Consider the following 26,796-nt stretch of genomic DNA (forward strand, 5'->3'; position numbering starts at 1 on the left):
CAATAACACGTGTGACGTCGTTTACAGGTCCGAATCCCAGATCACCGTGGCCATCCCCGAATAGGTGCTGCCGCCCTGGCTCAGCATGTTGTCGGTGTGCTCTCGGCCAACCTCGAAATGCAGGGTGCCGGGTCGGCGATTCACGTAGTGCCCAGGCTGGAACAGTTGGGTGCCCGCGCCGCTGAGCAACAGGGGCTGGCGGTTCACCGCCGAACCATCCGGGCGGTTCAGGCCATAGGGCAGGCTGACGCTGATATCCAGCGGCACTTGATGACCGTCGGCGTTACGCAAGGCGCAGGTGTCGCCCATCACGCGCTCGCATTCCAATTGCATCTTGAAACGCGAAGACGCGGAGATATTGAAGGTCTGGTCACGGAACAGCCGCGCCGGTTTCCGCCCCTGATTCAGCCAGGCTTGCCAGCCGCCCTGGGGCACCAGTTCGATGCGGTTGCCGCCGGGCGGCACTTCGACCTGCAAGGTGTGCAGCACATCCAGACTGAAATTGAGGGTTAACTGGTTGTCGCTGGGGATCACCACGTCGCCGAAATCGAAGTCCTGATGCGGCCCCATGGTGTAGGTGATGTTGCCGACGTATTCCCCTGACGACATGCCCAACGGGTTCGGGGTTCGCAGCGCGTAGGCGAACTCGAAGGTGCTGTACCAAAACCGCGTGATCGTGGTGCCGGGGAATCGGCTGCACACCCCCGCGCCCTCCGGCACCAGCCAGAAGAACAGAGCCAGGGTGTTGTTTCCGGTGAGAAACCCGGTGCTCTGGCAAGGGCTCGGCGCAGTTGACCACTGCCCTTGCCAGGAATACCCAGGCCGCGCCCAGGCACTGGTGTTGGGGCGCACATCCCAACGGTGCCCGATCCCGGCAATGCGCACCTGCACGGTTTCGGTTTCGCCGGTACGGGCATGGGTCACCTGTACATCCCGCCACTCGGACGGCACTTTCCACATTGCGCCTTGGCGCGGATCCTCGTGAAAGGCCTCGATAGGCGCGTTGGCGTTGGCGGCGAAATTGCTGGTGCGGATGGTGAAAATCCCCATCTGCTGGCAGCGAATCGGCATGTGTCCGGCACATATACCCGTCACCGGTGTGGTGTTGCGAAACTCGTTCTTGGTCGGGTTCGCCGGGTCGGGGACAAATTCGGCGGTGATGTCCTGGGACAGCGCCTGTGCCGTGCCGGTAGCGCCAAGGCCCAACAGGCCGGCCAGCGCGACGCGCGCCAATCGTGATGTTCTGCTCATAGATCCGAATCCCAAATAACAGTGGCTTGTCCCGAATAAGTGCTGCCGCCCTGAGCCAGCATGCTGTCGGCATGCTCTTTGGCGACCTCGAAATGCAGGGTGCCGGGGCGGCGATTGACGTAGTAGCCAGGCTGGAACAGCTCGGTGCCCGCGCCGCTGAGCAGCAAGGGCTGACGGTTCACGGCCGAACCATCGGGGCGGTTCAGGCCATAGGGCAGACTGACGCTGATATCCAATGGCACTTGATGGCCGTCGGCGTTGCGCAAGGCGCAGGTGTTGCCCATCACGCGCTCGCATTCCAACTGCATCTTGAAACGCGAAGACGCGGAGATATTGAAGGTCTGGTCACGGAACAGCCGCGCCGGTTTGCGCCCCTGATTCAGCCAGGCTTGCCAGCCGCCCTGGGGCACCAGTTCGATGCGGTTGCCGCCGGGTGGGACTTCGATTTTGAGGTCGTGCTGGACCTCCAGGAAAATACTGAAGGTCAGTTGGTTATCCGTGGGAATCAGCACATCGCCGAAATCGTAATCACCACCAGGCCCCATTGTGTAGGTCAGGCTGCCCGTGTATTCGCCACTGGACATCCCCAAGGGGTTGGGGGTCCGTAGCTCATAGGCGTACTCCATCTGGTAGATACGCATATAGGCCAATTCTTGGGAGGGCTTACGACTGCAGACCCCAGCGCCTTCCGGCACCATCCAAAAATAGGTAGCGGTTTGCAAACCAGCCTTCAAATGACCGGTTGAAATACATGGGCTCGGCGCCCTTGCCCATTGTTGTGTCCAACCAACCCCAGGTTGCGCCCAAGCAGAAACCCCAGGCGGACGCGGCACCTGCCAAAGACCACCAAAACCGGCAATGCGCATTTGCACTGTTTCGGTTTCTCCGGTCTTGGTATGCGTCACCAACACGTTCCGCCAATGCGACGGCACCTGCACCATGAACCCCTGTCGCTCATCGGCGTGATTGGCCAGGATCGGGCCGTTGGACAACGCGTCAAAACCGGGGATGCGAAGGCTGAACAGATTCAGGGCCTGACACTGCGTCGGGATATGCGACTGACAGATAGAACTGATCGGCGTGGTGTTCTGGAACTTGTTGACCATGGGGTTGGCAGGGTCCGGTTTGAACAGCGCGGTGATGTTCTCGGATATGGCCTGGGCTGTCCCCGTCCCTCCTAGGCTCAACAGTCCGACCAAGACGGCAAGGTTCAACGGTGATGCGCGATTCATAGATCCGAATCCCAAATAACAGTGGCTTGTCCCGAATAAGTGCTGCCGCCCTGAGCCAGCATGCTGTCGGCATGCTCTTTGGCGACCTCGAAATGCAGGGTGCCGGGGCGGCGATTGACGTAGTAGCCAGGCTGGAACAGCTCGGTGCCCGCGCCGCTGAGCAGCAAGGGCTGACGGTTCACGGCCGAACCATCGGGGCGGTTCAGGCCATAGGGCAGGCTGACGCTGATATCCAATGGCACTTGATGGCCGTCGGCGTTGCGCAAGGCGCAGGTGTTGCCCATCACGCGCTCGCATTCCAACTGCATCTTGAAACGCGAAGACGCGGAGATATTGAAGGTCTGGTCACGAAACAGCCGCGCCGGTTTGCGCCCCTGATTCAGCCAGGGTTGCCAACCGCCTTGGGGCACCAGTTCGATGCGGTTGCCGCCGGGTGGGACTTCGACCTTGAGGTCGTGCTCCACACTCAGCGTAAAGTTGAACGTAAGGACGTTATCGTTGGGCATCATGACGTCGCCCATATCGAAATCCATCCCCGGCCCCACCGTATAGGTCAGGCTGCCTACGTAATCGCCCGAGGACATGCTCAGCGGATTCGGCGTGCGCAGCTCATAACCCAGGTACAGTGACGTGTAGCGCAAGTTCGGCACCCGGAACAACGCCTGTTTGACACAGGTTCCATCTCCTTCCGGGATTCGCCAAAAATACGATGAGCCCGTCGAAGTGACTGTTTGAGTTCCGCTGGTTTGCCTGCACGGCAGAGCATCCCTGGCCCACCAGCCGCCGCGCCACATCAAGTTATGCCCAGCGGCGCCCCCAGTCCCGGTCATTTGCGAGACATTGCCGCCCAGCTCATGCCATCCACCCAAGCCACCAATACGCATGTCCAGCGTTTGCTGCTCGCCGGTCCTGACATGCGTGACCTGCACTGAGCGAAACTGCGAGGGCACTCTGAACATGGCGCCTTGGCGCATTTCATTGTTGGCGGCGATGGGCCCATTGGCACTGAAGCTCAAGGGCGATAGCAAACTGGCCAAGCCCCATGTTTCACAAAACGCCGGTTGCCACAGACAATGCCCCAAGTTCGGTGAGGTGTTGACGAACTTGTTCACCATAGGGTTCGCCGGGTCGGGTTTGAACACTGCCGTCACTTCCAGTACGCCCGCGAAAGACAAGGGTGTTGGAACCCCCAGTACCAGCGCGATCGCCACACGCTGGATGCGTTTGAGCCCTGCTCTGCACAAAATCACACCGTTAACCCGCTTTGCCACTGCCATTGAAGGCCTCCGCTAACGTATCCGCGGTGCAGCGCAAGTCGCCGATCATCAGCACGTTGCTTTCCTCACGGGCCTTGGAAGGATCGAGTCGGAACTGGCAGAGCAACTGGTTGTTGCGCCGCACTTCGAGGGTTGGCGAGCTGGCGTTCATCTCAAGGGAGAAGAAGCCGTCGACTTCGCTGACTCCACGGGTGGCGTGGTTGATCACATGCAGGCCCTTGAGCGGCTTGCCCTGAGGGTCGACCAGGCGCCCGAGCACGGTGACGGTCTGCATCACGCTGATCTTGCGGTAATCCACCCCGCCCTTATTCAGGTGGTAGCGCGTCCGTTGCGGCTGGATCGAGGCCGACGGTGCATGGTTGCCCTCGAAGTCGAAGCTGACCGAGCTGCCTTTGTAGGCCGCCACCGGAATGAAGTTACGCCCCGGCCGCAACGCCGTGCTGCCGCCGCTCATGTCATCGGCGCGCAGGGCGATGTCATCCACGTCGGTTTCCACGTCCACGATCAAGCCGGAACCCGACCCGTGGTACTGGCTGGTGAGCACCATTTCCCGCTGCCCCATGGCGAAGGTGCTGTCCAGGTTCAGGCCGCCGGACAGTTCGTTGTTGAACGAAGAACGCTGGACGAAGCCGTCACCGGTAACCACATCGTTCTGGAAACTGGCCATGCCGGACAGACCGACGCCGTAAGTGTCGGTGATCGCGGTCGCCGACACGCTTTGCAGGACGTGATCCTTGAGGTCTTTGCGGTAGGTCAGCGAGGCGTTGTTGTCGCGAGTGCCGTCACGGGCGGTACGGGTGCCGATGCTGGCGGACCATTGCTCGCCCGGCGCACCGAGGGCCAGGCTGACACTCAGGTCGACGCCACGGTTGCGCCGGTCGCCGGTGCTGGCGGTCGCCGGGCGGTCGAACACCGACAACCGCCAGTTGGCGTCGTTGCCGAACAGGTGGGTGCGCTCGGTCCAGCCCAAGTCCAAGCCCAAACCATCGGTATTGCCTTGGCTATAAGACACGCGGCCATTGATCGAACGCAGGTTGCTGAGCCGGTGGTTGAGGGACAGCGATGCGTTGCTGGTCTGGCCGACGAACACATCGCGCTGGCGGATGCGCGTGCCGTCGGGCAGGGTTTCGTAGGTGTTGCGGGTGTCGAGCCAGCTACGGGTGTAGTTGAACACCACCGTGCCGGCACCGTAGTTGTAGAGGGCGTTGAAGTCGGCGCCGGTGCCGTATTTTTCGGTCTGGTACAGGTTGGCATACAGGCTGGCGTAGTTGGCCAGGGTCCAATCGATGGAGGTGCCGTACTGCATGTTGTCCTTGACCTGGCGCCCGGACACGCCCAGCACCACGCGCGGGTGTGCCAGGTAATTCAGCGAGACCCCGGCGGTCGGATCGCCGCTGGTCTGCTCTTCGTAGTTGCTCAGCAGTTTGCTTTCCCGGCCCGCAAACAGGTTGTAGCGCCAGCGCTCGTCGAGGTTGCGCCAGTTGTTGGGTTTGTAGACCAACTCTTGTGTGGTGCTGGTGATCTGGCCGTCTTCGATCAGGCGCACTTCCACTTCATAAATGCCGCCCGGCAAGGCACGGGTGTCCAGACTCTGCAAACCGCTGCCGACGGCCTGGGTGTTGATCAGCAGGCCATTGCGGTAAATCTCCACCGATGCCTGGCGGCTGGCGGTGACGTAAATCGGATACACGGCAGGCTTGGGGTTGTTGATCATCAGGCTGTCGGAGCTGCCGTACATCACCCCGATGGCGGTGTCCGGGCTCGCGCCGAAGGAGCGCAGTTGGCGGGTCAAGCCTTCGGAGTTGGGGGTGAAGTAGCCCAAACGCAGGAAATTGCCTTGCAGCTCGCGCTGGGTGTAGAGCGAATAAACGGCGTGGTTGAGGTCCTGGTCATCCGGCCCGCCCAGCCGCGACAACTGCATGTTCAGGGTCTGGCTCCACAGGCCCAGGCTGCTGCTGGCATCCAGGCCGAAGCGCCCGCCCAGGTCCTGGCCTTCGCCGCCACTGAGGTTCAATTGGTTACGTACGATCAGGCCGGTGCTGCCGCCGGTGGGCAGGAAGTAGTAACGCTCTTCGTCGGCGTCACGTTCGGCGTCCTCGGTCAGCAGGGAAACCTTGGAACCTTCCAGGTTGTAGTGCACCGCCAGGAGTTTTTCCGGGCAGTTACTTTCGCAGCTTCCCAGTTTCACGCCTTGTTTCAGATAGTCGGCCCAGCGATCGCGCTCGTCGTCCTTGATCACGCTGCCGTCGTGGTCGGTGAATTCGAGCAAGGTCAGGCGGTCATCCCGCGATAGCACCACCATCGCTTCAGAAACAAACTCCTGATCGAGTTCAACCCTGACCGCCAGAGGCACATCAAAAAAATGCTCTTCAAAGTCTGCCGGCAAACCCTTGGCCTGGGAGAGCAAACTACGGGGTGTGGTGCCGTTGGCGGGATCTGCCGCCAACGCGCCCGCACAAAACAACAGGGCGAGCGCTGCCGCGATGGGAGTCATCGGGAACATGAACGGAATACTCTGATTTTCGAACTGCAATAAGGGAACCGATCAACCGACATGACTGCCTGCCGATCGGTATCACTACCCAATAAGCCGACGCTTATTGATCAGCGGGCCTGCCTCACTGAGTGACGCGAGGCTCGTGATCGAACACGATGGTGTAGTTGGTGGTGAAGAGCCCGGAGACACCATCAGCCGGCTTGGCTGCGGCAATCACCAAATCAGCCTGAGTACCCGGCGTGGAGCTGGCGTCATCGACCACTTCCAGCGGCGAACCGGTCAGCACCACACCGTTGAAGGTGTTGGTCAGAGCGATGGCGTCGGTGCCGTTGCTCAACGAAGCAGGACCACCTTCGATGTAGGCTTTGATGGAGCCTTCGGTGTTTTTCACGTCGTAGGTGGCGCGCAAGGAACTCAGCTCACCGGACACGGTGTTGTAGTTCATGACTTCGTCACGACCAAAGTTCGGGTCACGCGGCTGAACGTGGAACTGTTTAGTCGGGATCGAGGCTTTGATGTTGATGACGCTGGACGCTTCACCGACAGCGAACACACTGGACGAACCGAAAGCCAGGGCAATCAGTGGCAGTACGAAAGCGGTTTTTTTAAGCATTTTGAGTACCTGTTATCGCATTAAGAGCGTTAGTTGAAAAACTCAGTTTCGTGCGTGGCACAACCCGGAAAAACCGAGTCCTGCGACGCACGTAAATAGTCCCTCGAAACGCCTTTTCGCGAAGCCAGTACTTTCGTTTAAAGCAGTAGTTAATCACGACACGACAAGACAGAAGAAAACCTTGATATTCAATATGATGGATATTAACTGTAAGCCGCTTATTACATCACTTAATGCAGCGTACTACTTGTATTAACAACTCGACTGTAAGACGAATACTACATGCCGTACAGGGTCTGATTATTACCCGCTTTAGAGTAATAACTCCAACTAACAAGTTAGTACCTGACACTTGAAAACGCTACTTATTTGCTGAGTAAAACAGCCGATCAGCCGCCGTTGCAGACCCAGTGCAGCCCCGCTCGCAAGGGCTTGCGCGCGCCGATACCGTTCGTCAGAGGTTTTTGCATGACTCATAAGATATATCTTACGTTGTATCTAAATGAGACAGGAGAGCATGACCATGAGAGACCCTCATCACCACCGAGACCACGGTGACAGTCGCGACGGCTTCGACAAACGCCCCGGCCGCGAACGCGGCGGGCGCGGCCCACGGGTGTTTGCGCCGGGAGATTTGAAATTGCTGCTGCCGGCGCTGATCGCCGAACAGCCGTGCCATGGCTACGATTTGATCCGCCGCATCGAAACCTTGTTCGACGGCGCCTACACCCCCAGCCCTGGGGTGATCTACCCCACGCTGACGTTCCTGGAAGAGAGCGAGTTGATCGCCGGCGACAGCGAAGGTGGAAAAAAACGCTACACCATCACCGACGCCGGTCGTCTCTTCTTAAGCGAACAGGCGGTTGCCCTCGATGGCATTCGTTTGCGCATGGACGTCAGCAAACGCTCGTTGCGCGGCCACGACCGCCCGCCGGAAATCCACGAGGCAGTGCACAACCTGCGCCATGCCTTGCATTCGCACCACGGGCGCTGGAGCCCGGAAGAAATCGTACGGGTCGCCGCGCTGCTCAACGGCACCGCCCAAGCCATCGCTGACGGGAAAGCTCAATGAATAAGCCAGGTATCCACCGCGTCACCCACGAGATCAAGCGCCGCCGCCTCGACGTGCTGCGCGTGGTCGACATCACCCCACGCATGCGCCGCATCACCTTGGGCGGGCCGGAACTGGCGGGCTTTATCAGCCTGGGCAGCGACGACCACATCAAGCTGCTGTTCCCACGCAACGCGGCCGAACAGGCCGCGCTGGACAGCCCGACGTTCAACATCAAGGGCGACGGCCCGCAACCGGCCATGCGCGACTACACCCCGCGCCGCTATGACGCGCAACGCGGCGAACTGGACATCGACTTCGTGCTGCACGGCGATGGCCCCGCCTCCACTTGGGCCGCACAGGCTACGCCCGGCCAGCACCTGCACATCGGCGGGCCACGGGGTTCGATGATCGTGCCGGACATGTTCGACAGCTACCTGTTGATCGGCGACGAAACCGCGCTGCCGGCCATCGGCCGACGCCTGGAAGAACTGCCCGCCGGGCGCAAGGTATTGGCTGTGATCGAAATCGCCGATGCGGCGGAACGCCAGACGCTGCACAGCGACGCCGATGTCGAGGTGATCTGGGTGCTGCGCGGCCAGGATGACCTGCTGGAAACCGTGCAAAACCTGACATTGCCCGAGGGCTCGCTGTACTGTTTTGTGGCGACCGAGACCCAATTGGCGCGGCGGGTGCGCAGGGTGTTGCTCGATACGCATCGGGTAAACGAGGAGTACCTCAAGGCCGTCGGCTACTGGCGCGCTGACGGCAGCAAAGAGGCATAACTCATCGCTCCAGCAGGATGAAGACCTAATCCTGATAGCAGCATGTCAGCCAACGATGAAGCGGCTGACATGCCCGCATCAGCGCGATGGCGCTCGCAAAGACTTGTCCATCCCCACCACCAACAACGCAATCAGCACAAAACCCGCCAGAATGCCGCCGGCATTCACGAACACCTGTGGATAACCCAGCGTGCTCACATCGATGAACGGGTACTGATACTGCCCGAGCAAATCCCCCCGCAACAGCGCGTAGCCGAAGTACACCAGCGGGTAAATCACCCACAGGCCGATATGGGTTAAACGCAACTGCCCCTTGGGCACGCAACGCCACCAATACAGCGCAAACAGCACGGGCATAACGTCGTGCAGCAATTCATCGGCAATGAATTGAAAACCTTCGGGCTGCCACAAATGTCGCAGCAACAGGTTGTAAGCCACGCCCACCACCACAATGCTCACCGCGATGCCGCTACTCACCGCCGGCGCGAGAAAAAACCGCTGCGCCGCCGAAGGGCGTTTGACCAGGGCATAACTGAGCACCACCGCCGCCAGGGTGTTGGTCAACACAGTGAAGAAACTGAAAAAGTTGATCAGCCCGCCCATCAGGCTGGCGCCGGCCTCCCAGCGCGAATAGAAAATCAGGTACTGCTGAATCGCCAGGCCCACCCAACCGGCCAGTGCCGCTGCTGCCACATACCGCTTCATGGGATCAATCCAACGGTCGTTTGGTGCGCATCAGCTTCACGTACAACCCTTCGACTTTTTCCCGCGCCCACGGGGTTTTGCGCAGGAAGGTCAGGCTCGACTTGATACTCGGGTCGCTCTTGAAGCAGCGGATATCAATGCGCTCGGCCAGGCCTTGCCATTCGTAATGTTCCACCAGCGTAGTGAGGATGTGTTGCAGGGTGACGCCGTGGAGCGGGTCATTGCTTGTCGCGGTCATGCCAGGCCTATGAAAAAAGGGGGTCGGAAAGGTGCACACCTTATCACCCCGTCAGACCAGGTAAAAAAGTTCCCGTTCCCAGCGAAAAAGAGATGTTATATTGTAACTATAACTTTCAAATCTTTTCGCCGTTTTTCCAAGGAATGTCCGATGTCCCTCCCCTCCCTCTGGCGCTTGACTCCACTGGCCGCCGCTCTGTTGATCTGCACCGAAACCCATGCTCTGGAACTGCCGACCCAAGTGGTCACCGGCAATCCGCTGGGCAGTGAACAACTGGCCTCGCCCACCACCGTGCTGGAGGGCGATGAACTGACCTTGCAGCAAAAAGGCAGCCTCGGTGAAACCCTGAACAAACAGCCGGGGGTGTCCTCGTCCTACTTCGGCCCAGGCGCCAGCCGACCGATTATTCGCGGCCAGGACGGCGACCGCATTCGCCTGCTGCGCAATGGCGTGGGCGCGCTGGATGCGTCGTCGCTGTCTTACGACCATGCGGTGCCACTGGACCCGGTCAATGTGGAGCGCATCGAGATCGTGCGGGGCCCCGCCGCGCTGTTGTATGGCGGCAGCGCCATCGGTGGCGTGGTCAATACCTTCGATAACCGCATCCCCACCGAAGCTATCGAAGGCATCCACGGTGCCGGCGAGCTGCGCTACGGCGGCGCGGACACCACCCGCAGCAGCGCCGGCAAACTGGAGGCCGGCAACGGCATGTTCGCGCTGCATCTGGACGCCAGCGCGCGGTCGTTCAATGACCTGAAAATCCCCGGTAGCGCACGCAGCCGCCACGCTCCGGACAGCGACGACGGCCCCGGCAAAAACGGGCGCCTGGGTAACAGCGACGGGCGTCAGGACGGCGGCGCGGTGGGCGGCTCCTACACCTGGGACGACGGTTACGCCGGGCTTTCCTACAGCAACTACGACAGCAACTACGGCTCGCCCGCTGAACAGGACGTGCGTATTCGCATGCAGCAGGATCACTACGCGTTCGCGTCGGAGATCCGCAACCTCCAGGGGCCGTTTACCTCGGTGAAACTCGACGCGGGCTACACCGATTACGAACACCGCGAAATCGAAGGCGGCGAAACCGGCACAGTGTTCAAGAACAAAGGTTACGAAGCACGGGTGGAAGCGCGACATCAGCCGATCGGCCCCCTGGACGGCGTGGTCGGTGCCCAGGTGACGCGCAACGAGTTCTCGGCCCTGGGTGAAGAAGCCTTCGTGCCGCAGACCGACACCACCGCCGCCGCACTGTTTATCCTCGAAGAACTGCAAGCCACCGAACGCCTCAAGCTCAGCCTTGGCGGGCGCCTGGAGCACACCCAAGTCGACCCGGACGCCAAGGGCAACGCGCGTTTCGCCGCGGCTGACCAAAGCAATAACTTCACCGCCGGCAGCCTCTCGTCGGGCGCGGTGTATACGCTGACGCCGATCTGGTCCCTGGCCGCAACCCTGGGCTACACCGAGCGGGCACCGACCTTTTATGAGCTGTACGCCAACGGCGCTCACGTCGCTACCGGCACATTCGAGTTGGGCGACGCCAATCTGAACAAAGAAAAAGCCGTATCCAGCGACCTGGCGCTGCGTTTCGACAATGGCACCCACAAGGGCAGCTTCGGTGTGTTCTACAGCCACTTCTCCAATTACATCGGTTTGTTGGGCACCGGTCGTACGCTGAACGACGAAGGTGAAGAAGACCCGGCCGGCATCCCTGAGTACGAATATTCCGGTGTGCGTGCGCGATTCGCCGGCTTCGAAGCCCAGGACCACTGGAAACTTGGAGAAGGCGCCTACGGGAAATTTGCGCTGGAACTTTCAGGCGATTACACCCGCGCCACCAACCTGGATACCGGCGAAGCCTTGCCGCGCATTGCGCCATTGCGCTTGAACAGCGGCCTGCTGTGGGAACTGGACCGCTGGCAGGCGCGCATCGACGTGGAGCATGCCGCCGGCCAGGGCCGTGTACCGGATAACGAAAGCGGCACCGATGGCTACACCACCCTGGGCGCCAGTGCCGGCTACCGCTTCAACGTCGGCGGCAGCCAATGGCTGGCCTTTGTGAACGGTGAAAACCTCACCAACCAGACCGTGCGCTACGCCAGCTCGATCCTGCGCGACATCGCCCCGGCACCGGGACGCAGCGTGCAGGTGGGCATTCGTACGACCTTTTAAAAAGCCGAGGTTCTTGTGGTGAAGGCGCCGGCCCCGCGCGGGGCAAGCCCGCTCACCACAAAAGAGCCGCTTCTTTCAGCAAAGAAATATAGATACCCGCGTTGCACGCTGTGGGAGGGGGCTTGCCCCCGATGGCCACCGGCATCTACATAGATCTCACAGGCTGACCCACAACGGTGTGGTGAGCGGGCTTGCCCCGCGCGAGGCAAGCTCTCTCACCACAAAAGAATCGCTTCTTTTCAGCAAAGAAATATAGATACCCGCGTTGCACGATGTGGGAGGGGGCTTGCCCCCGATGGCCATCGGCATCTACATAGATCTCACAGGCTGACCCACAACGTTGTGGTGAGCGGGCTTGCCCCGCGCGAGGCAGTTCGTTCACCACTCAATTCAAGGCTGAAACCGCCATGCATGCAGCGACGTTCTGTCACTGTTACCAAATCGGAAATGATGCATCTTGCGATTTGCGCTTTCTCTCGGCGCGTCATCTCTTTATCCTTGCCGCAACAAACTGAAACGTTTCACGCCTGCGGTCGATCCCATCTTGCCGAATATCTCCCATACCCAAGACAGCGCTGTCTTATCTCGACCTGCGCCTGGGGTTCAATCGCCCGCCGGTGGATAACCCGCGCCATCCCCCACAAAAACCGAAATAACGCTGAACCAAGCCCGCGCCGAATCGTCATCTACAGTGAGTGAAGCACGGGGTTACACAATTATTCCAACGTCACGGAGAAACACACTATGAGCACTGATGGTGCTTCGAGCCCAAGCCGCCTGCTGCCCAGGCTGCTCGGCGTCTTGCTGCTGATCATGGGCCTGGCCCTGCTGGCCGGCGGTATCAAGCTGACCACGCTCGGCGGGTCGCTGTACTACCTGCTGGCCGGTATCGGTATCACCCTCACCGGCATTCTGCTGCTGGCCACCCGCCGCGCGGCACTGGGCCTGTACGCACTGGTGCTGTTCGCCAGCACCGTGTGGGCACTGTGGGAAGTCGGCCTGGATTGGTGGCAACTGGTGCCGCGTCTGGCGCTGCTGTTCGCCCTGGGCATCGTCATGTTGCTGCCGTGGGTTCGTCGCCCGTTGCTGCGTGGTCAACCCGCGCCACTGGGCACCGGCGCGCTGAGCGTGGCCGTGGTACTGGCCGGTGCGACCGCCCTGGCCAGTCAATTCACCAACCCCGGTGAAATGGTCAAGACCGGCGAACTGGACCGTGACGCTGTACCGGGCATGGCCAGCGTTGCGCCGGCCCAGGCCGATGGCGACTGGAATTCCTACGGCCGTTCGGCCTTTGGTGATCGCTATTCGCCGCTGGCGCAGATCACCCCGGAGAACGCGCACAAACTGGTGCCGGCGTGGACCTATCGCACCGGCGACATCCCCGGCCCTAACGATCCGGGCGAGACCACCGCGGAAAACACCCCGCTGAAAGTCAACGGCATGCTCTACGTGTGCACGCCGCACAGCCAGGTCATCGCTCTGGACCCAGACACCGGCAAGGAAATTTGGCGCTTCGATCCGAAGATCAGCAGCCAGGGTGCCGAGAACTTCAAGGGCTGGGCGCACATGACGTGCCGTGGCGTGTCGTATCACGACGACGCCGTCTACGCCTCCGAGCAGAGCCCAACCGGCAGCGCCAGCCCGGCCGCCGCGCCGAATGCCTGCCCGAAACGCATCTTCGTGCCGACCGCCGACACCCGCCTGATCGCCCTGAACGCCGACACCGGCAAGATGTGCGAAGACTTCGGCGATAAAGGCCAAGTCGACCTGCGCGCCAATATCGGTAGCTTCGCCCCAGGCGGTTACTACTCCACCTCGCCACCGGCCGTGACCAAAAACCTGGTGGTGATCGGTGGTCATGTGACCGACAACGTTTCCGTCGACGAGCCAAGCGGTGTAATCCGTGCGTTCGACGTGCACACCGGCAAGCTGGTGTGGAACTGGGACAGCGGCAACCCGGACGACACCACCCCGTTGGCCGAGGGCAAGACCTACACCCGTAACTCGCCGAACATGTGGTCCATGTTCGCCGTGGATGAAAAACTCGGCATGCTCTACCTGCCGATGGGCAACCAGATGCCCGACCAGTACGGCGGCGACCGTACCGATGAATCCGAGAAGTACGCTGCGGGCCTGACCGCCCTGGACATCGACACCGGCCATGTGAAGTGGACCTTCCAGTTCACTCACCATGACCTGTGGGACATGGACGTTGGCGGCCAGCCTTCGCTGATCGACATCAAGACCGAAGCCGGCGTGAAGCAGGCGGTGATGGCGTCGACCAAACAGGGCAGCATCTACGTGCTGGACCGTACAACCGGCCAGCCGGTGGTGCCGATACACGAAGTGGCCGTGCCTCAGGGCGCAGTCGCGGGCGACCGTACCTCCCCTACTCAGCCGAAGTCCGAACTGAACTTCATGCCACCACCGCTCAAAGAGCGTGACATGTGGGGTGTGACGCCGTTCGACCAGATGCTGTGCCGTATCGATTTCAAATCCATGCGCTATGACGGTCCGTTCACCCCGCCGTCGCTGCAGGGTTCGATCGTGTACCCAGGTAACTTCGGTGTTTTCGACTGGGGTGGCATTTCCGTCGACCCAGTACGTCAAATCGCCTTCGTGAACCCGAGCTACATGGCGTTCAAATCCAAACTGATCCCGGCTGCCGACATCGCCAAGCAAGGCCCACGCGTCAGCGAAACCGAAGGCGTGCAGCCGAACAAAGGCGCACCGTACGGTGTGATCCTTGAAGCCTTGCTGTCGCCGATGGGCTTGCCCTGCCAGGCGCCGGCGTGGGGTTATGTGGCGGCGGTCGACCTGACCACCCACAAGACCATCTGGATGCACAAAAACGGCACCGTGCGTGACAGCTCGCCGGTTCCAGTGCCTCTGACCATGGGCGTACCGAGCTTGGGCGGCACCTTCACCACGGCCGGTGGTGTGGCGTTCCTCAGCGGCACCCTCGACCAATACCTGCGTGCCTATGACGTAAAAAATGGCAAGCAACTGTGGGAAGGCCGCCTGCCAGCCGGTGCCCAGACCACCCCGATGACCTACACCGGCAAGGACGGCAAGCAATACGTGCTGGTCATGGCCGGCGGTCACGGCTCCCTGGGCACCAAGCAGGGTGACTATGTGATGGCGTTCAAACTGCCGGAATAAGCGTTACCGGCGGCAAGACAAAGGCGGCTTCCCTTACGGGTAGCCGCCTTTTTTATGGGTTCAATACGGCTGCTGGTCAGCCAATAAAAAGTTCTCACTGCCCCGCCGCCATAGAGGCACAGCTATCTACAAGCCTTCGAAAACATGCGGTTCTTGTGGTGAGCAGACCGGCTGTGGTGAGCGGGCTTGCTGTGGTGAGCGGGCTTGCCCCGCGCTGGGCTGCGAAGCGGCCCCTCATACACACGCCGCGTTGATTCAGGTACACCGCGTTGCCGGTTTTGGGGCCGCTTCGCAGCCCAGCGCGGGGCAAGCCCGCTCACCACAAAAGCCCTGCTCATACATGGACGCCCCCAGAATGCCAAGCACTCAATTCGTGAAAACACAGACGGCCATCAGGGGCAAGCCCCCTCCCACATTGGAATGGGGTTGGCGCTGGGATCAGTGCTCGATCACTTCGCCGCGCATGGGTGCCAGGCGGGCGAGCAGGCGGTTTTGTGTGGGCACTGGGATGCCTTCGCTGTCCATCGCTTTGATCAGATCCTCCACCAATGCGTTGAAGTCACTGCGGCTGACGTTCTGGCCTTTGTGGCTCTCGGCCATGCTGTCGCCGGTGTAGGTGCATGGGCCGCCGGCTTCGACGCAGAACTGTTCGATCAGTTTGTTGCGCAGGCGCTGGATGTCGATACGCCGGAAGCGCTCGACGATGCGGTCGTCGCGGGCGATGTTGAGCAGCATGCCTTCGACGATGCGGGTGATGCCGGGCATGGCGCCGAGGTCGCGGTAGAGACTGTCGTCCTTGGGCGGCTGCTGGGCGCAGGCGCTGAGCAGCACCAGCAATAGCACGGGCAATACGCGCATCAGAAACTCCCCTGGACGGACAGGTAAGTGCCGTTCTGGTTATCCAACGTGGCGATTTCCCCCAGCCGTGCATACGCCAGCACAAACGACACATGCTTGCTGGGGAAGTATGCGAGGAACACGTCCGCCCAGTCGCTTTCTCCGGCGAAGGACAGGTTGTCGGGTTTCTCGCGGTACTCCACGCCCAGCGCCCAGCGCGGGTTGAACAGCAGCGCCACCGAGCCCTCCTTGAGCAGGCTACGGCGGTCGCGGCGGTCGCCGCCAAAACCGAGCAGGCCGGTTTCATTGGCGCGGCTATAGCGCAGGCCGCCGTTGACCAGCACGTTGTAGCCAAAGGCCGCGCCCATGAACAGGCGGCTGGCGGCCAGGTAGCCTTCCACGTCGCTGTCATGCTTGGCGCCGACCAGGCGCGGAATGTCGAACGTGTTCTGATGCTTGTATTGCAGGCCCAGCGAAACCTGGGGCAAGCGGTCGTAGATCACATCGCCGAACAGCCGCACTTTGACCCCCAGCACATCCTGGCCGAGGTGGTCGTCGGGCAGGTTCAGCTTGTGTACCAAGGTGCCCAGGTCAAAACGTTGCCGAGCGAAAGAGACTTCCACGCGGTTGTCGTAGGCCAGCGCCAACCCGGCGACATCGAGCCGGTAGTCCGGCAGGTCGACCGTGGTGGCAAACGCCGTGGCGCCCCATTCGTGTTGCTCGCCGTAACCGCTGAGCACCGCCCACGGGGTGATGCCGCCGCCCGCCGCGCCTTCCAGGCTGCTGGCGCCGCCGGTGGCGAGCAGGCGACCGTTATCGGCCAAGGCGGCGGGCAGGCTCAGGCTGGCCATGCAACCGATCAGTAGAGAAAGACGCACGTCATAGCCCTCAATGCACCTGCGAAGTTTGCGCACTGAGAGGCAAGGCCACCCAGGCTTCGAAAGCGTCGGCGCTCAAGGGCCGACTGATCAGGTAACCCTGTGCCGTATCGCATTGCCAGCGCTCCAGCAGGCGCAGGCTGTGGGCGTACTCGACCCCCTCGGCGACCACCTTGAGCCCCAGGTTATGGCTCATCTCGATGGTGGAACGCACGATCACTGCGTCTTCGCTGGTTTCGTCCAGGTTGCGCACAAACGACTGGTCGATCTTCAACTCTTGCACAGGCAGGCGCTTGAGGTGGGCCAACGACGAGTACCCGGTGCCAAAGTCATCCACCGACAGGCTGATGCCGCACTCGCGCAGCAGGTGCAGCACTTTCAAGGCCTTTTCCGGTTCGCGCATCACCGCGCTTTCGGTGATCTCGAACACCAGTTGTTCGGCCGGCAGCCCGTAGCGCCGCAACAGCGCAGAAACGCGGTGGGCCAGCTCATCGCCAAGCAAATCGTCGGCCGAGATGTTCAGCGACAGTTGCAGGTACAGGCCTCGGCGGTTCCACTCGCACAACTGGCGGATGCCCTCTTCAATCACCCACTGGGTCAGCAACTGGATGCTGCCCGAACGCTCGGCCAGGGGGATGAATTCCGCCGGCGAAACCATGCCGAACTGCGGATGCTGCCAGCGCAACAGGGCTTCAGCCTGACGCACATGGCCCAGACGAATATCCAGCTTGGGCTGGTAGTGCAGCAGCAACTGGCCTTGGCCGGGAGCGTGGCGCAGGTCGCGGATCAGGGTGATCTGGCGACGATGAGCAAGGTCGCGGCCCGGCTCGTACACCTGCAAGCGACCGGGCATTTGCGCGGCGTCCTTCATGGCAATCGCTGCGCGTTCCAGCAGGCTTTGCGCAGAATCGCCATCGTCCGGGTACACCGCGATGCCCAAGCGGCAGTCGAGCGCCAGGTCGTGGCCGGCGATACGCTGGGGGCGCAATAGCAATTGCTGCAGCTTGTCGGCCAGGCCCACCGCTTCGTCACGACCGGCGCCGTCAAGCAGCAGCAGGAACTCGTCGGCGATCAGATGCGCCAGGGTGTCCCGTGGGCGCAGCACGGCCTGCAGGCGGCGGCTGACATTGAGCAACAACTCATCCACGGCGTCCGGCCCGGCGGTTTCGCTGGCGGCGCGCAGGTTGTCGATGCCCAAGTAAATCAGCGCCATCGGCCGCTGGGTGGCAATCGCGCTGCCCAGGCGCTCCATGGCCAACGCACGGTTGGGCAAACCGGTGAGGCGATCATGCAGCGCGTTGTGGGCCAGTTGCTGTTCACGCTCGGCGATGCCGCTTTGCATCGCGTTGAGCGTCAGGGCCAGGCGGCCCAGTTCGTCGCTGCGGGTCAGGATGACCGGGGTCTGGTAGTCGCCATGGCCAATGCGTTCGGCGGCCTGGGCCAAGGCTTGCACCGGACGCGACACGCCCCGCGCCAGCAGCAATGCGCCGACCAGCGACGCCGCCAACGCAACCAGTGCGATGGCCAGAATCTTTTCATCCAACGGCACAAAGGCTTGCATCGCCGAATCCAGCGGGCTTTGCAGCAAGGCCAGCACCTGGCTGTCGGCGTTGCTGGCCAACACCAGCGATTGGCTGAGAAAACGGTGTTCCAGATGCTCGGTGGTGGACACGCCCTCATGGGTGGACGCCCCCAGCATCAGGCTGACGATACTGTCGCGCAGCACCTGGGGTTGGGTGCTGACCAGCGTCCCGGGCTGCTGGCGGTCGATGGCCAGGAACGACACTTCCAGATTGCTCAACGAACGCAGTTCATCGGCGAACGCCGTGTCCATGCTGAAGCCCATCACCACCCGCGCAATCGGCAACGGCGCCAGCACCGGCGCTTCCACCAGCAGGTGCGGCGTGCCTTGCAGCGGCACGATCAACAACGCGGCCTGGCGCTGGCGGCGCATTTCGCGCAATGCCTGGTCGTAACGAAAGCTCGAACCCTCGGAGACTTCGTCGACGGTGCTGGCCAGAACCTTGCCGTCCATGCCCAGCAGGATCATGTCGCTGGCATTGATGCGTTTGCCGTGGTTGAGCAGCACCGAGCGCATCGTCGCCGAATCGCCACTGGCCACGGCATCGCGAAAGCCAAAGTCGGCCGCCAGCAGTTGCACGCCATCGGCCAGGCGCCGGCCGCGCACATCCAGCAAACGCTCGAACACCCGCGTGCCCACCTGCAACTGGGCCAACGCCTGGCCATGGACAGCCTGGCGGGTGGCCATCTTGACGCTGAAATACAGCGCGCCGATCACCACCAGCGACAGCAGGATCAGGACCGTGGCGACCCGCGCCTGGTAACTACTGCGCAGTTTCACGGGCAGCTCGATTGAAGGCGTCACCGAAGGCGGTCGGCGCCGGTGGCAGGTCTGCCGAGGCGGGTTGCAGGGTGAGCTGCACGCGGTGGCTCAGGCCGGCGGCGGGAATATGCAAGGTGCCGCCGTCCAGCGGCTGCATATCCGCCAGCTGCGGGTGCCACAGGGTGGCGTGGTAATCCCCCGGCGCCAATGGTTCCAGGCGCACGCGGCCTTGGGCATCGCTGACGCCGAAGTGAGGATCGTCGGTGACGTAGATATAGCCGAGCATCCAGTCATGGATATTGCAGCCCAGCACCACCACGCCCGGTTTGTCGAACAGCAGCGGTGCGGTCGGCGTGCCTTCGTACAGGCGCAGTTCGAAACGCTTGGCGGCCGAAAATGAATACACCTGATGGCGAATATTGTCGCTATTGGGGAAGCGCACCTGGGTGCCGGTATGCACCGCCAGCACATGGGGGGCGAAGCGCTGGCCACGTTGGTCCATCTCCGCCTTGGGCGCGACGGCCGCCACAGCGGCCGGGCCTTGCAAAGTCACAACCGCATCGCTGACCGGGCTGCCATCGGCCTGCTGCACCAACACCTCAAGGGTGGCCGCCGAAACGGGCGCTGCCGCCGCCAGCAAGAGCATCATGCGAGATAACAGGTTTACACATCGGGCCATGGGAGATCCGGTAGAAAGCGTCCAGCCTTGGCGGAAAAGAACGGTCACGGCCATGATGCCGCAATCAAGGCAAAATGCCACTATTGAACACAGGAGGACGCTAAACCGTTGGTCGGTAAAAACTGTGCAAACGGTCAGGCTCCGTAGAAGTTATCGACCATACCTAAAAAAGCTGTAGTCACCTGCAAGGTGTCTAGACCGCCGCGCGTTCGCGCCGCATCCACATCTCAAAAGCCATGGCGTTGAGCGGCCGGCTGATCAGGTAGCCCTGGGCGGTGTCGCAGTTCCACTGTTTGAGCAGCTTCAAGCTGGGTTCGAACTCCACCCCTTCGGCCACCACTTTGAGCCCCAGGTTATGGCTCATCTCGATGGTCGAACGCACGATCACGCCGTCGCCGCCCTCGTTGTCGAGGTTGCGCACGAAGGACTGGTCGATCTTCAGCTCCTGCACCGGCAGGCGTTGCAGTTGGGCGAGGGAGGAATAACCGGTGCCAAAGTCATCCACCGACAGGCTGATACCGCAGCCGCGCAGTTGCTCCAACACGCTAAGGGCCTGGCGGGGGTTGTGCATGATGGCGCTCTCGGTAATTTCGAACAGCAATTGCTCGGCTTGCACACCGTGCTGGGCAAGCAAAGTCGTCACGCGGATCGCCAGGTCGTCGTCGGCCAGGTCGTCCACCGAGATATTCACCGACAACTGGATCAACAGGCCGCGCCGCGCCCATTCGGCGATCTGGCGGATGGCTTCTTCGATCACCCAGTGGGTCAGGCTGGCCATGCTGCCGGTGCGCTCGGCCAGGGGAATGAACTCGGCCGGCGACACCAACCCCAGACTGGGGTGCTGCCAGCGCAGCAGGGCTTCGGCCTGGCGCACCTGGCCGTGCTTGAGGTCGAGCTTGGGCTGGTAACACAGGTGCAACGCACCTTCGGCGGCGGCACGGCGCAAGTCGCGAATCAGGGTGATCTGGCGCTGATGGGCGAGGTCGCGGTCCTGCTGGTAGATCTGCAGATAGCCCGGCAGCATCGCCGCATCGTGGCGGGCGATGGCGGCGCGGCTGATCAGTTCTTCGACGTGCTGGCCGTCATTGGGGTAGACCGCAATGCCGATGCTCACTTCGTGGCGCAGCTCGTCGTTGCCAATGCGTTGAGGCTCGGTGAGCAGTGCATAGAGGCGGTCGGCGCGGGCCACGGCGCGGTCGATGCCGATATTTTCCAGCAACAGCAGAAATTCGCTGCCGGACACCCGCGCCGCGGTGTCGCTGGCCAACAGGCTCATGGACAGGCACCGGCTGGCTTCGCGCAACATGTCTTCAACCCCCTCCGGGCCGAAGCCTTCGTTGATTGCGCGGTAGTTTTCGATGCCCAGGTACAGCAGCGCCACCGGCCGCCGCGCACTGATCGCACTGCCCAAGCGCTCCATGGCCAGGGCGCGATTGGGCAGCCCGGTAAGGGGGTCGTGCAAAGCGTTATGGGCCAGTTGCCGTTCACGCATGGCGATGCCGCTTTGCATGGCATTGAAGGCGCGGGCCAGCAGGCCGAACTCATCGTGGCCACGCACCCGCACCGGGGTGCGGTAGTCACCGGCGCCGATCCGCCCGGCGGCGTCCACCAAGGCATTGAGCGGCCGCGACACGCGTCGCGCCAGAAACAACGCGCCAGCCAACGACACCACCAACACCGCCAGGGCAATTCCGAGGAACTGCCGGTCCAGCGGCGCAAAGGATTCCAGAGCATGATCCAGCGGGCTTTGCAGCAACACCCGCACGTCATCGCCCTCACCGGTATTGGCCAGCGTCAGCACCTGGCTGAGCACACGCTCGCCGTAGAACCGATGGATATGCGCCTCGGGGTCCGGACGGGCCCCACGCAACAGGTTGATCACCGTGGCCTGATAAGCGTCGGGCTGGGTGCTGAATAATTGGCCGACATGCCCGTTGCGCATGCTGAGGAACGACACCTCCAGGTTGCTCATGGAGCGCAGTTCATTGGCGAACAACGTGTCCATGGGAAAGCCCATGACCACGCGAGCGATGGGCGTTGTGTCGACGACTTCGTCCTGCACCAGCAAGTAGGGGCGCTGGTCCATGGCCACGATCAACATCTGCAAGCCACTGCGCCGGGCCCGACGCAGTGCCTCGGCATAAGGGAAGACCTGGCCCCGCGTAAACCCCGGCAAGGTGCTGACCATCACCGTGCCGTCCAGGCCCAGCACCAGCACTTCGCTGGAACGGATGCCGCTGCCGTGACGCTCCAGCACATCCAGGATCGACGCCGAGTTGCCCTCGGCCACCGCGCTTACGAATGGGCCGTCGGCGGTCAGCCAGTCGAGGCCGTATTGCAGGCGCCGGCCCCGCAGGTCCAAGAGGCGTTCGAACACCTGACTGCCGGTTTTCAGTTGGGCGCGGGCCTGGTTCTCCACGGCGCGGCTGGTGGCGGCCTGCACCGCAAAGTAGGTCGCGGCGACCACCACCAACAGCAGCAACGCCAATACGCCGGCAATGCGGGTCTGGAACGTATGGCGCCACGTCATCGGCGTGCCCTCTGGCAGCGTTCGTCTGTTTCTGCCACTACGTCCATTTGTCATGTGCATTCCCTGCGACAGCTGACCTGGCGTCAAAAAATACCCGTCCATTGCAGGTATTTGTGTTGAGCAGATTAGCTCGGCGCAGGCGCTTGTCCACCCAATAAAACCGGGGGCTTCACCGTCAGCTTATTGGCGACAGAGGCTTGGCTTTTCGGGTCAGGCCGGCCCTCGCGCGCGCATGAAATCGCCCCAGCGGCGCACCAGGTAGTTGTGCTCGTCCATCACCGCGTTCCACACCGCGATATGGCCCATGCGCTGTTCATAGGAGCCGCCGTCGCGCACCTCGCCCCGGTCGATCAGCGGCAGGCCATCGCTGCCCGGCAGTTCTTCACGGGCGGGCTTGCCGGCGTACCAGTAATCCCACTCGGCGGCGCTCAAATGGTCGCGCGTGCGGGCCGGGTTGCCGATGTAATACCCCTGACGCGCCATCACCGCACCGGGCCAGCCGGACAGCCACCAGTTGAGGTACGCGTAGGCGGCATCCAGCACCGCGCCCTGGGCATGGCGCGATAACGACAAACCGCCGAACCAGGCGCGATAGCCTTCGCGCGGCACCGCCAGGCGGTACTTCACACCGGCGCGATGCAGGCGCATCAAGGTTGGAGACCACAGGCTCTGGATATCGATACTGGGGCTGAGCATCAGTTGCGCGGCTTCTTCGTCGTCTGACCAGAACGCCGCGAAGTGCCCCTCCTTCTGCTTGCGCACCAGGATGTCGGCGAGTACGTCGATGTCCTCGATGCTCATATTGCCGATGTCGCGGAAACTGGCGAGCCCAGCGCCCTGCACCGCCAGCGCGGCATCCAGTGCGCCAATGGCGGCGTCGCTTTGCAGTGCGGTGCGCGCGCGCCACGCCGGGTCCAGCAGCCAGCCCCAACTTTCGTTGCCCCGGCAAAAGCCTGCGGGCAGACGCTCGGGGCGGTAGGCAAAACTGTCGGCGTTGTGGGTCAGGGGCAGCATGCTGATACGTTCGGTCACGGTGCTGCCGAGGCTGCCGTCGTGCTGCACGAACAGCCGCTCGCTGGGCACGCTGCCACTGCCCAGGCGGTCGTTGGGGCTCAGGCGCCCGCGCTTGGGCAAGTCGTTGATCTCGTGCCATAGCGCGATGCGGCGCGTATCGATAGGCTGGATCGCCCGCGCCGGCCAGACGAAGTCGACGTTGTGAAACCATTGATCGTAAAGGTCGTAACTGTCGGGCTGCATCACCGCAATACGCTGGGCCTGCTCGACATCGTGCACCTGATAGACCAGGCGCATGCCAAGTTCCTGCTCGGCCCGCACGCGCAAACATTCGAGCAAAGTCACCGAGGTGCCGAGGACGCGCAGTGTGATCATCGGGCCAACCGCCGGGAAAACACCTCGAAAGAACGACGCAACAGCGCAGGGTCGAGGCCGCGCAGGATAAATACCAAGCGCGATTGCCGGTCGCTGCCCGGCCACGCAGGCAGATGCACCGGCGCGTGCAGGCAATGCTGCACGCCATGAATGACGATGGGGGCGTTACTGGCGTTCACGTTGAGCAGTCCCTTGACCCTGAGGATTCGTTCGCCGTGGCATCTTAGCAGCATCGACAACCACACCCCGAACCCTACCCAGTCCAGCGGCTGCTCGAAGGTCAGGCAGCACACCTGCGCCGCGCCATGGGAGGCGGTGGTGGATCGATGCAGTTGCCAGCGTTGCACTTCATCGGCGGGCTCGGCGCTGCGCAGGCCTTCGCCGAGCAGCAATTGGTCGCCGCTGTGAATGGCGTGGGTGTCGAGGATCGGCGTACCGGCGTTGAGCGCCTGCAAATGCGCACGCAGCGGGGCGCAATCACCGGCCAGGTCGGTCTTGCTCAGCAGCAGGCGGTCGGCGGCGGCCACTTGGGCTAGCCATTCCGGGTGCAGGCGTTCTTGCAGGGCGGCGTGGCTGGCGTCCACCAAGGTGATCACCAGGCCAATATGGAAACGCCCGCGCAGTTGCACGTCGTTGTTGAGTGTGGCGAGGATCGGCGCCGGGTCGGCCAGGCCGGTGGTTTCCAGGATTACGCGCTTGAACGCCGGGATTTCACCGCGTTCGCGGCGCTGCAACAGAGCCAGCAGGGCGTCTTTCAACTCGCCGCGAATCGAACAACACACACAGCCGCTGGGCAGCAACACAGTGTCCGGGGCCACTTCTTCCACCAGCAGATGGTCGATACCCACATCGCCGAATTCGTTAATCAGTAACGCGGTGTCACCCAGGCTTTCACCGTGCAACAGGCGCTTGAGCAAGGTGGTTTTGCCGCTGCCGAGGAAGCCGGTGATGACGTTCAGGGCCATGCTCATGGGGCGGACTCCAAGTGATCCAACAGCGTCGCATCGAGGGGGTCCAACGCACGGCCGAGCATGCTTTCGGCCGCTTGCCAGAGTTGATCCAGGCCGCTGGCCAGGGCTTGTTTGCCGGTGGCGCCGATCAGTAAATAAGAGGCGCCCTGGAAATCTTCGACCTTGAGCCGGAACACCGCCAGCACCTGATTGATCGCGGCGATGCGGCGCAGCCGTTCCCGGCGCCGGGGCAACTCATCGCCCAAGGGGTCGCTCCAATGCAGGTCTTCGCCCAGCAGTCCGCAGAGTCCACACATCGCTATACCCCGCTCATGGCATGACGTCGCCGGCGTTCGGGCCAAGCGTCTGGCCGACAAACAGATTGCCGCCCGGCTCGCTGGCGAGCAGCACGGCGCTGGGCGCCACTTCATCGGCCAGGCCGAAGCGGCCCAGGGGCAGCTCGGCGGCTTTGGCGCGTTTCCAAGCCTCGCTGATCCCGCCCACTAACGGCGTTTCGATCGGCCCCGGGGCGATGGCGTTGACCAGCACATTGTCCTTGGCCACTTCCAGGGCCAGGGACTTGGTGAAGCCGATCACCCCGGCCTTGGCGGCGGCGTAGTGGGTCAGCTCGGCGCCGCCCTTGATGCCCAGTTGCGAGGCCACATTGATGATCCGCCCCCAGCGCTGCGCCAGCATGTGCGGCAGGGCGCGCTGACTGGCGACGAACACGCTGGTGAGGTCGACGCGCAGCATGTCGTTCCACATTTCGAGGGTCAGATCGACACAACGCGCCTGGGTCAGCATGCCGGCGTTGTTGACCAGAATATCGATACCGCCGAAGTGCTCGACACACCGGTCGACCCCGGCCTGAGCGCCTTCTAGCGTGCCGACATCGGCCACACACTCGACCACCTCGGCGCCCAAATTGCGGCAGGTGATCGCGGTTTCGGCGAGGCTGGCGGCGTTGCGGTCGGCCAATAACAGACGCGCGCCTTCAACCGCATAAGCACGGGCGATGGCGGCACCAATGCCGCTGCCGGCACCGGTGATCACAGCGCGACGATCAGTGAGTTGGGGCATATACATTCTCCAGAAACAAACACAATTCCAATGTGAGAGGGGCCTGCCCCCGATTGCAGTGGTTCAGCCAGGGCAGCTGTGTCTGGCACACCCCCATCGGGGGCAAGCCCCCTCCCACAGTTGAAGCGAGTACATCCGTAGGGCCAGTGGCATTCCATAGTGGGAGCGAGTACATCCGTCAGGCCAGGGTCATTCCAATGTGGGAGCGAGTACATCCGTCAGGCCAGTGGCATTCCATAGTGGGAGCGAGTACATCCGTCAGGCCAGTGGCATTCCAATGTGGGAGGGGGCTTGCCCCCGATTGCGGCGGCTCAGCCAGGGCAGCTGTGTCTGGCACACCCCCATCGATGGCAAGTCCCCCACCCATCAGTCAGGCCAGCGTACGGTCAGGCCGCCGTCGATGACGATGCTCTGGCCGGTGAGGTAGCTGGACGCATCACTGGTCAAGAACTGCACCAGCGACGCCACTTCATCGGCGCGCCCTACCCGGCCCAGCGGAATAGCGCGGGCGGCTTTGGCCAGGCCTTCGGGGCCGAGGGAGTTTTTTGCGTCCAGGGACTGCGGCGTCTCGATCAGGCCCGGGATCACCGCATTGCAGCGAATGCCCAGAGGCGCCAGTTCCACCGCCAGCGAACGACACAACCCCGGCACACCAGCCTTGGCGGCGGCGTAGTGGCTGTGGTCCTGCCAGCCGTACACGCCGCCGGCAATCGACGAAATCGCCACTAACGCGCCGCCCTCGTTCATATGCCGACTGGCAGCGCGAAAGGTGCGCATGACGCCCGTCAGGTCGACATTTAGCATCTCGTCCCACAGCGCATCGGTCATGTCCAGTAACGGTGCGCGACGCAGCAGGCCGGCGTTGGCCACCGCATAGTCGAGCCGACCGAAATGCTGCACAGCCTGCGCGGCCAAGGCGTCCACCGAGGCGGTGTCGCCCACGTCCAGCGGCAACATCAGGCAGACGCCACCGGCTTCTTGCACCAGGCTCACAGTGATCTGCGGATCATGGGGATCAGCCGGAAAATACCCGCCCACTACCGTCACGCCATTGCGCGCATAGGCCACGGCCAGGGCTTGGCCGATGCCGCTGGCGGCACCGGTAATCAAGGCAACTTTACGATTCATC

21 protein-coding genes are annotated in these 26,796 nt (G+C 62.4%); 4 read left to right on the forward strand and 17 right to left on the reverse strand.

What is annotated here, in order from left to right:
- Positions 1 to 21 precede the first annotated feature (21 nt).
- From K1567_RS10805 to K1567_RS10825, 5 genes are all read right to left on the reverse strand, one after another.
- The gene (locus K1567_RS10805; RefSeq protein WP_169867392.1) at positions 22 to 1,251 is read right to left on the reverse strand and encodes a hypothetical protein; all 1,230 of its coding nucleotides are present in this window, start codon (positions 1,249 to 1,251) and stop codon (positions 22 to 24) included.
- Complete coding sequence (locus K1567_RS10810; protein WP_220698489.1) at positions 1,248 to 2,483, reverse strand: hypothetical protein; 1,236 nt, start codon at positions 2,481 to 2,483, stop codon at positions 1,248 to 1,250. The genes K1567_RS10805 and K1567_RS10810 overlap by 4 nt, the downstream gene beginning before the upstream one ends.
- Positions 2,480 to 3,760: a hypothetical protein gene (locus tag K1567_RS10815; RefSeq protein WP_259444994.1), complete on the reverse strand. Its 1,281-nt coding sequence runs from the start codon at positions 3,758 to 3,760 to the stop codon at positions 2,480 to 2,482. Before K1567_RS10815 ends, K1567_RS10810 begins: the two co-directional genes overlap by 4 nt.
- A complete protein-coding gene (locus tag K1567_RS10820) occupies positions 3,738 to 6,263 on the reverse strand; it encodes a CS1-pili formation C-terminal domain-containing protein (protein WP_040267679.1) in 2,526 nt (841 codons plus the stop codon). Before K1567_RS10820 ends, K1567_RS10815 begins: the two co-directional genes overlap by 23 nt.
- A gap of 115 nt (positions 6,264 to 6,378) precedes the next feature.
- Positions 6,379 to 6,870, reverse strand: a complete 492-nt coding sequence (locus K1567_RS10825) for a CS1 type fimbrial major subunit (RefSeq protein ID WP_034096086.1) — start codon at positions 6,868 to 6,870, stop codon at positions 6,379 to 6,381.
- A 523-nt stretch (positions 6,871 to 7,393) separates the two neighbouring features.
- Here K1567_RS10825 and K1567_RS10830 point away from each other — a divergent pair.
- The gene (locus K1567_RS10830) at positions 7,394 to 7,942 is read left to right on the forward strand and encodes a PadR family transcriptional regulator (protein WP_034096085.1); all 549 of its coding nucleotides are present in this window, start codon (positions 7,394 to 7,396) and stop codon (positions 7,940 to 7,942) included.
- A complete protein-coding gene (locus K1567_RS10835; RefSeq protein ID WP_220698490.1) occupies positions 7,939 to 8,706 on the forward strand; it encodes a siderophore-interacting protein in 768 nt (255 codons plus the stop codon). Before K1567_RS10830 ends, K1567_RS10835 begins: the two co-directional genes overlap by 4 nt.
- Positions 8,707 to 8,784: 78 nt before the next feature.
- Here K1567_RS10835 and K1567_RS10840 read toward each other — a convergent pair whose 3' ends face one another.
- The gene (locus K1567_RS10840; protein ID WP_034096083.1) at positions 8,785 to 9,411 is read right to left on the reverse strand and encodes a Pr6Pr family membrane protein; all 627 of its coding nucleotides are present in this window, start codon (positions 9,409 to 9,411) and stop codon (positions 8,785 to 8,787) included.
- Positions 9,412 to 9,415: 4 nt separating this feature from the next.
- The gene (locus K1567_RS10845) at positions 9,416 to 9,649 is read right to left on the reverse strand and encodes a VF530 family DNA-binding protein (protein WP_034096082.1); all 234 of its coding nucleotides are present in this window, start codon (positions 9,647 to 9,649) and stop codon (positions 9,416 to 9,418) included.
- Positions 9,650 to 9,799: 150 nt separating this feature from the next.
- On the opposite strand from K1567_RS10845, the gene K1567_RS10850 reads away from it, so the two are divergent.
- Both K1567_RS10850 and K1567_RS10855 read left to right on the forward strand, forming a co-directional pair.
- Positions 9,800 to 11,818, forward strand: a complete 2,019-nt coding sequence (locus K1567_RS10850; RefSeq protein WP_034111918.1) for a TonB-dependent receptor — start codon at positions 9,800 to 9,802, stop codon at positions 11,816 to 11,818.
- 744 nt (positions 11,819 to 12,562) lie between these two features.
- Positions 12,563 to 14,980 (forward strand): glucose/quinate/shikimate family membrane-bound PQQ-dependent dehydrogenase, encoded by a 2,418-nt coding sequence (locus K1567_RS10855; protein ID WP_034096080.1) that lies wholly within the window; start codon positions 12,563 to 12,565, stop codon positions 14,978 to 14,980.
- Positions 14,981 to 15,418: 438 nt separating this feature from the next.
- Here the strand turns inward: K1567_RS10855 and K1567_RS10860 are convergent, their stop codons facing one another.
- From K1567_RS10860 to K1567_RS10905, 10 genes are all read right to left on the reverse strand, one after another.
- The gene (locus K1567_RS10860) at positions 15,419 to 15,838 is read right to left on the reverse strand and encodes a group 1 truncated hemoglobin (protein ID WP_034111916.1); all 420 of its coding nucleotides are present in this window, start codon (positions 15,836 to 15,838) and stop codon (positions 15,419 to 15,421) included.
- Positions 15,838 to 16,668: a DUF3034 family protein gene (locus tag K1567_RS10865; RefSeq protein WP_220699035.1), complete on the reverse strand. Its 831-nt coding sequence runs from the start codon at positions 16,666 to 16,668 to the stop codon at positions 15,838 to 15,840. Before K1567_RS10865 ends, K1567_RS10860 begins: the two co-directional genes overlap by 1 nt.
- Positions 16,669 to 16,705: 37 nt before the next feature.
- Positions 16,706 to 19,057: a bifunctional diguanylate cyclase/phosphodiesterase gene (locus tag K1567_RS10870; protein WP_220698491.1), complete on the reverse strand. Its 2,352-nt coding sequence runs from the start codon at positions 19,055 to 19,057 to the stop codon at positions 16,706 to 16,708.
- Complete coding sequence (locus K1567_RS10875; protein ID WP_034096073.1) at positions 19,041 to 19,718, reverse strand: methylamine utilization protein; 678 nt, start codon at positions 19,716 to 19,718, stop codon at positions 19,041 to 19,043. The genes K1567_RS10870 and K1567_RS10875 overlap by 17 nt, the downstream gene beginning before the upstream one ends.
- Before the next feature lie 193 nt (positions 19,719 to 19,911).
- Complete coding sequence (locus K1567_RS10880; RefSeq protein ID WP_034111908.1) at positions 19,912 to 22,248, reverse strand: bifunctional diguanylate cyclase/phosphodiesterase; 2,337 nt, start codon at positions 22,246 to 22,248, stop codon at positions 19,912 to 19,914.
- A gap of 210 nt (positions 22,249 to 22,458) precedes the next feature.
- Positions 22,459 to 23,637 carry a PotD/PotF family extracellular solute-binding protein gene (locus K1567_RS10885; RefSeq protein ID WP_099312783.1) on the reverse strand — a complete coding sequence of 393 codons (1,179 nt, stop codon included), beginning with the start codon at positions 23,635 to 23,637 and terminating at the stop codon, positions 22,459 to 22,461.
- Positions 23,634 to 24,608, reverse strand: coding sequence for a GTP-binding protein (locus K1567_RS10890; RefSeq protein ID WP_099312785.1), 975 nt, complete (start codon positions 24,606 to 24,608; stop codon positions 23,634 to 23,636). The genes K1567_RS10885 and K1567_RS10890 overlap by 4 nt, the downstream gene beginning before the upstream one ends.
- Positions 24,605 to 24,904 carry a hypothetical protein gene (locus tag K1567_RS10895; protein ID WP_034096069.1) on the reverse strand — a complete coding sequence of 100 codons (300 nt, stop codon included), beginning with the start codon at positions 24,902 to 24,904 and terminating at the stop codon, positions 24,605 to 24,607. The genes K1567_RS10890 and K1567_RS10895 overlap by 4 nt, the downstream gene beginning before the upstream one ends.
- Before the next feature lie 13 nt (positions 24,905 to 24,917).
- Positions 24,918 to 25,667 carry an SDR family NAD(P)-dependent oxidoreductase gene (locus K1567_RS10900; RefSeq protein WP_213548771.1) on the reverse strand — a complete coding sequence of 250 codons (750 nt, stop codon included), beginning with the start codon at positions 25,665 to 25,667 and terminating at the stop codon, positions 24,918 to 24,920.
- Between the two features lie 366 nt (positions 25,668 to 26,033).
- A complete protein-coding gene (locus K1567_RS10905) occupies positions 26,034 to 26,795 on the reverse strand; it encodes an SDR family NAD(P)-dependent oxidoreductase (protein ID WP_034096067.1) in 762 nt (253 codons plus the stop codon).
- Position 26,796 lies beyond the last annotated feature (1 nt).

The sequence above is a fragment of the Pseudomonas sp. S5F11 genome (assembly GCF_019641515.1).
GTDB classification, from domain to species: domain Bacteria; phylum Pseudomonadota; class Gammaproteobacteria; order Pseudomonadales; family Pseudomonadaceae; genus Aquipseudomonas; species Aquipseudomonas rhodesiae.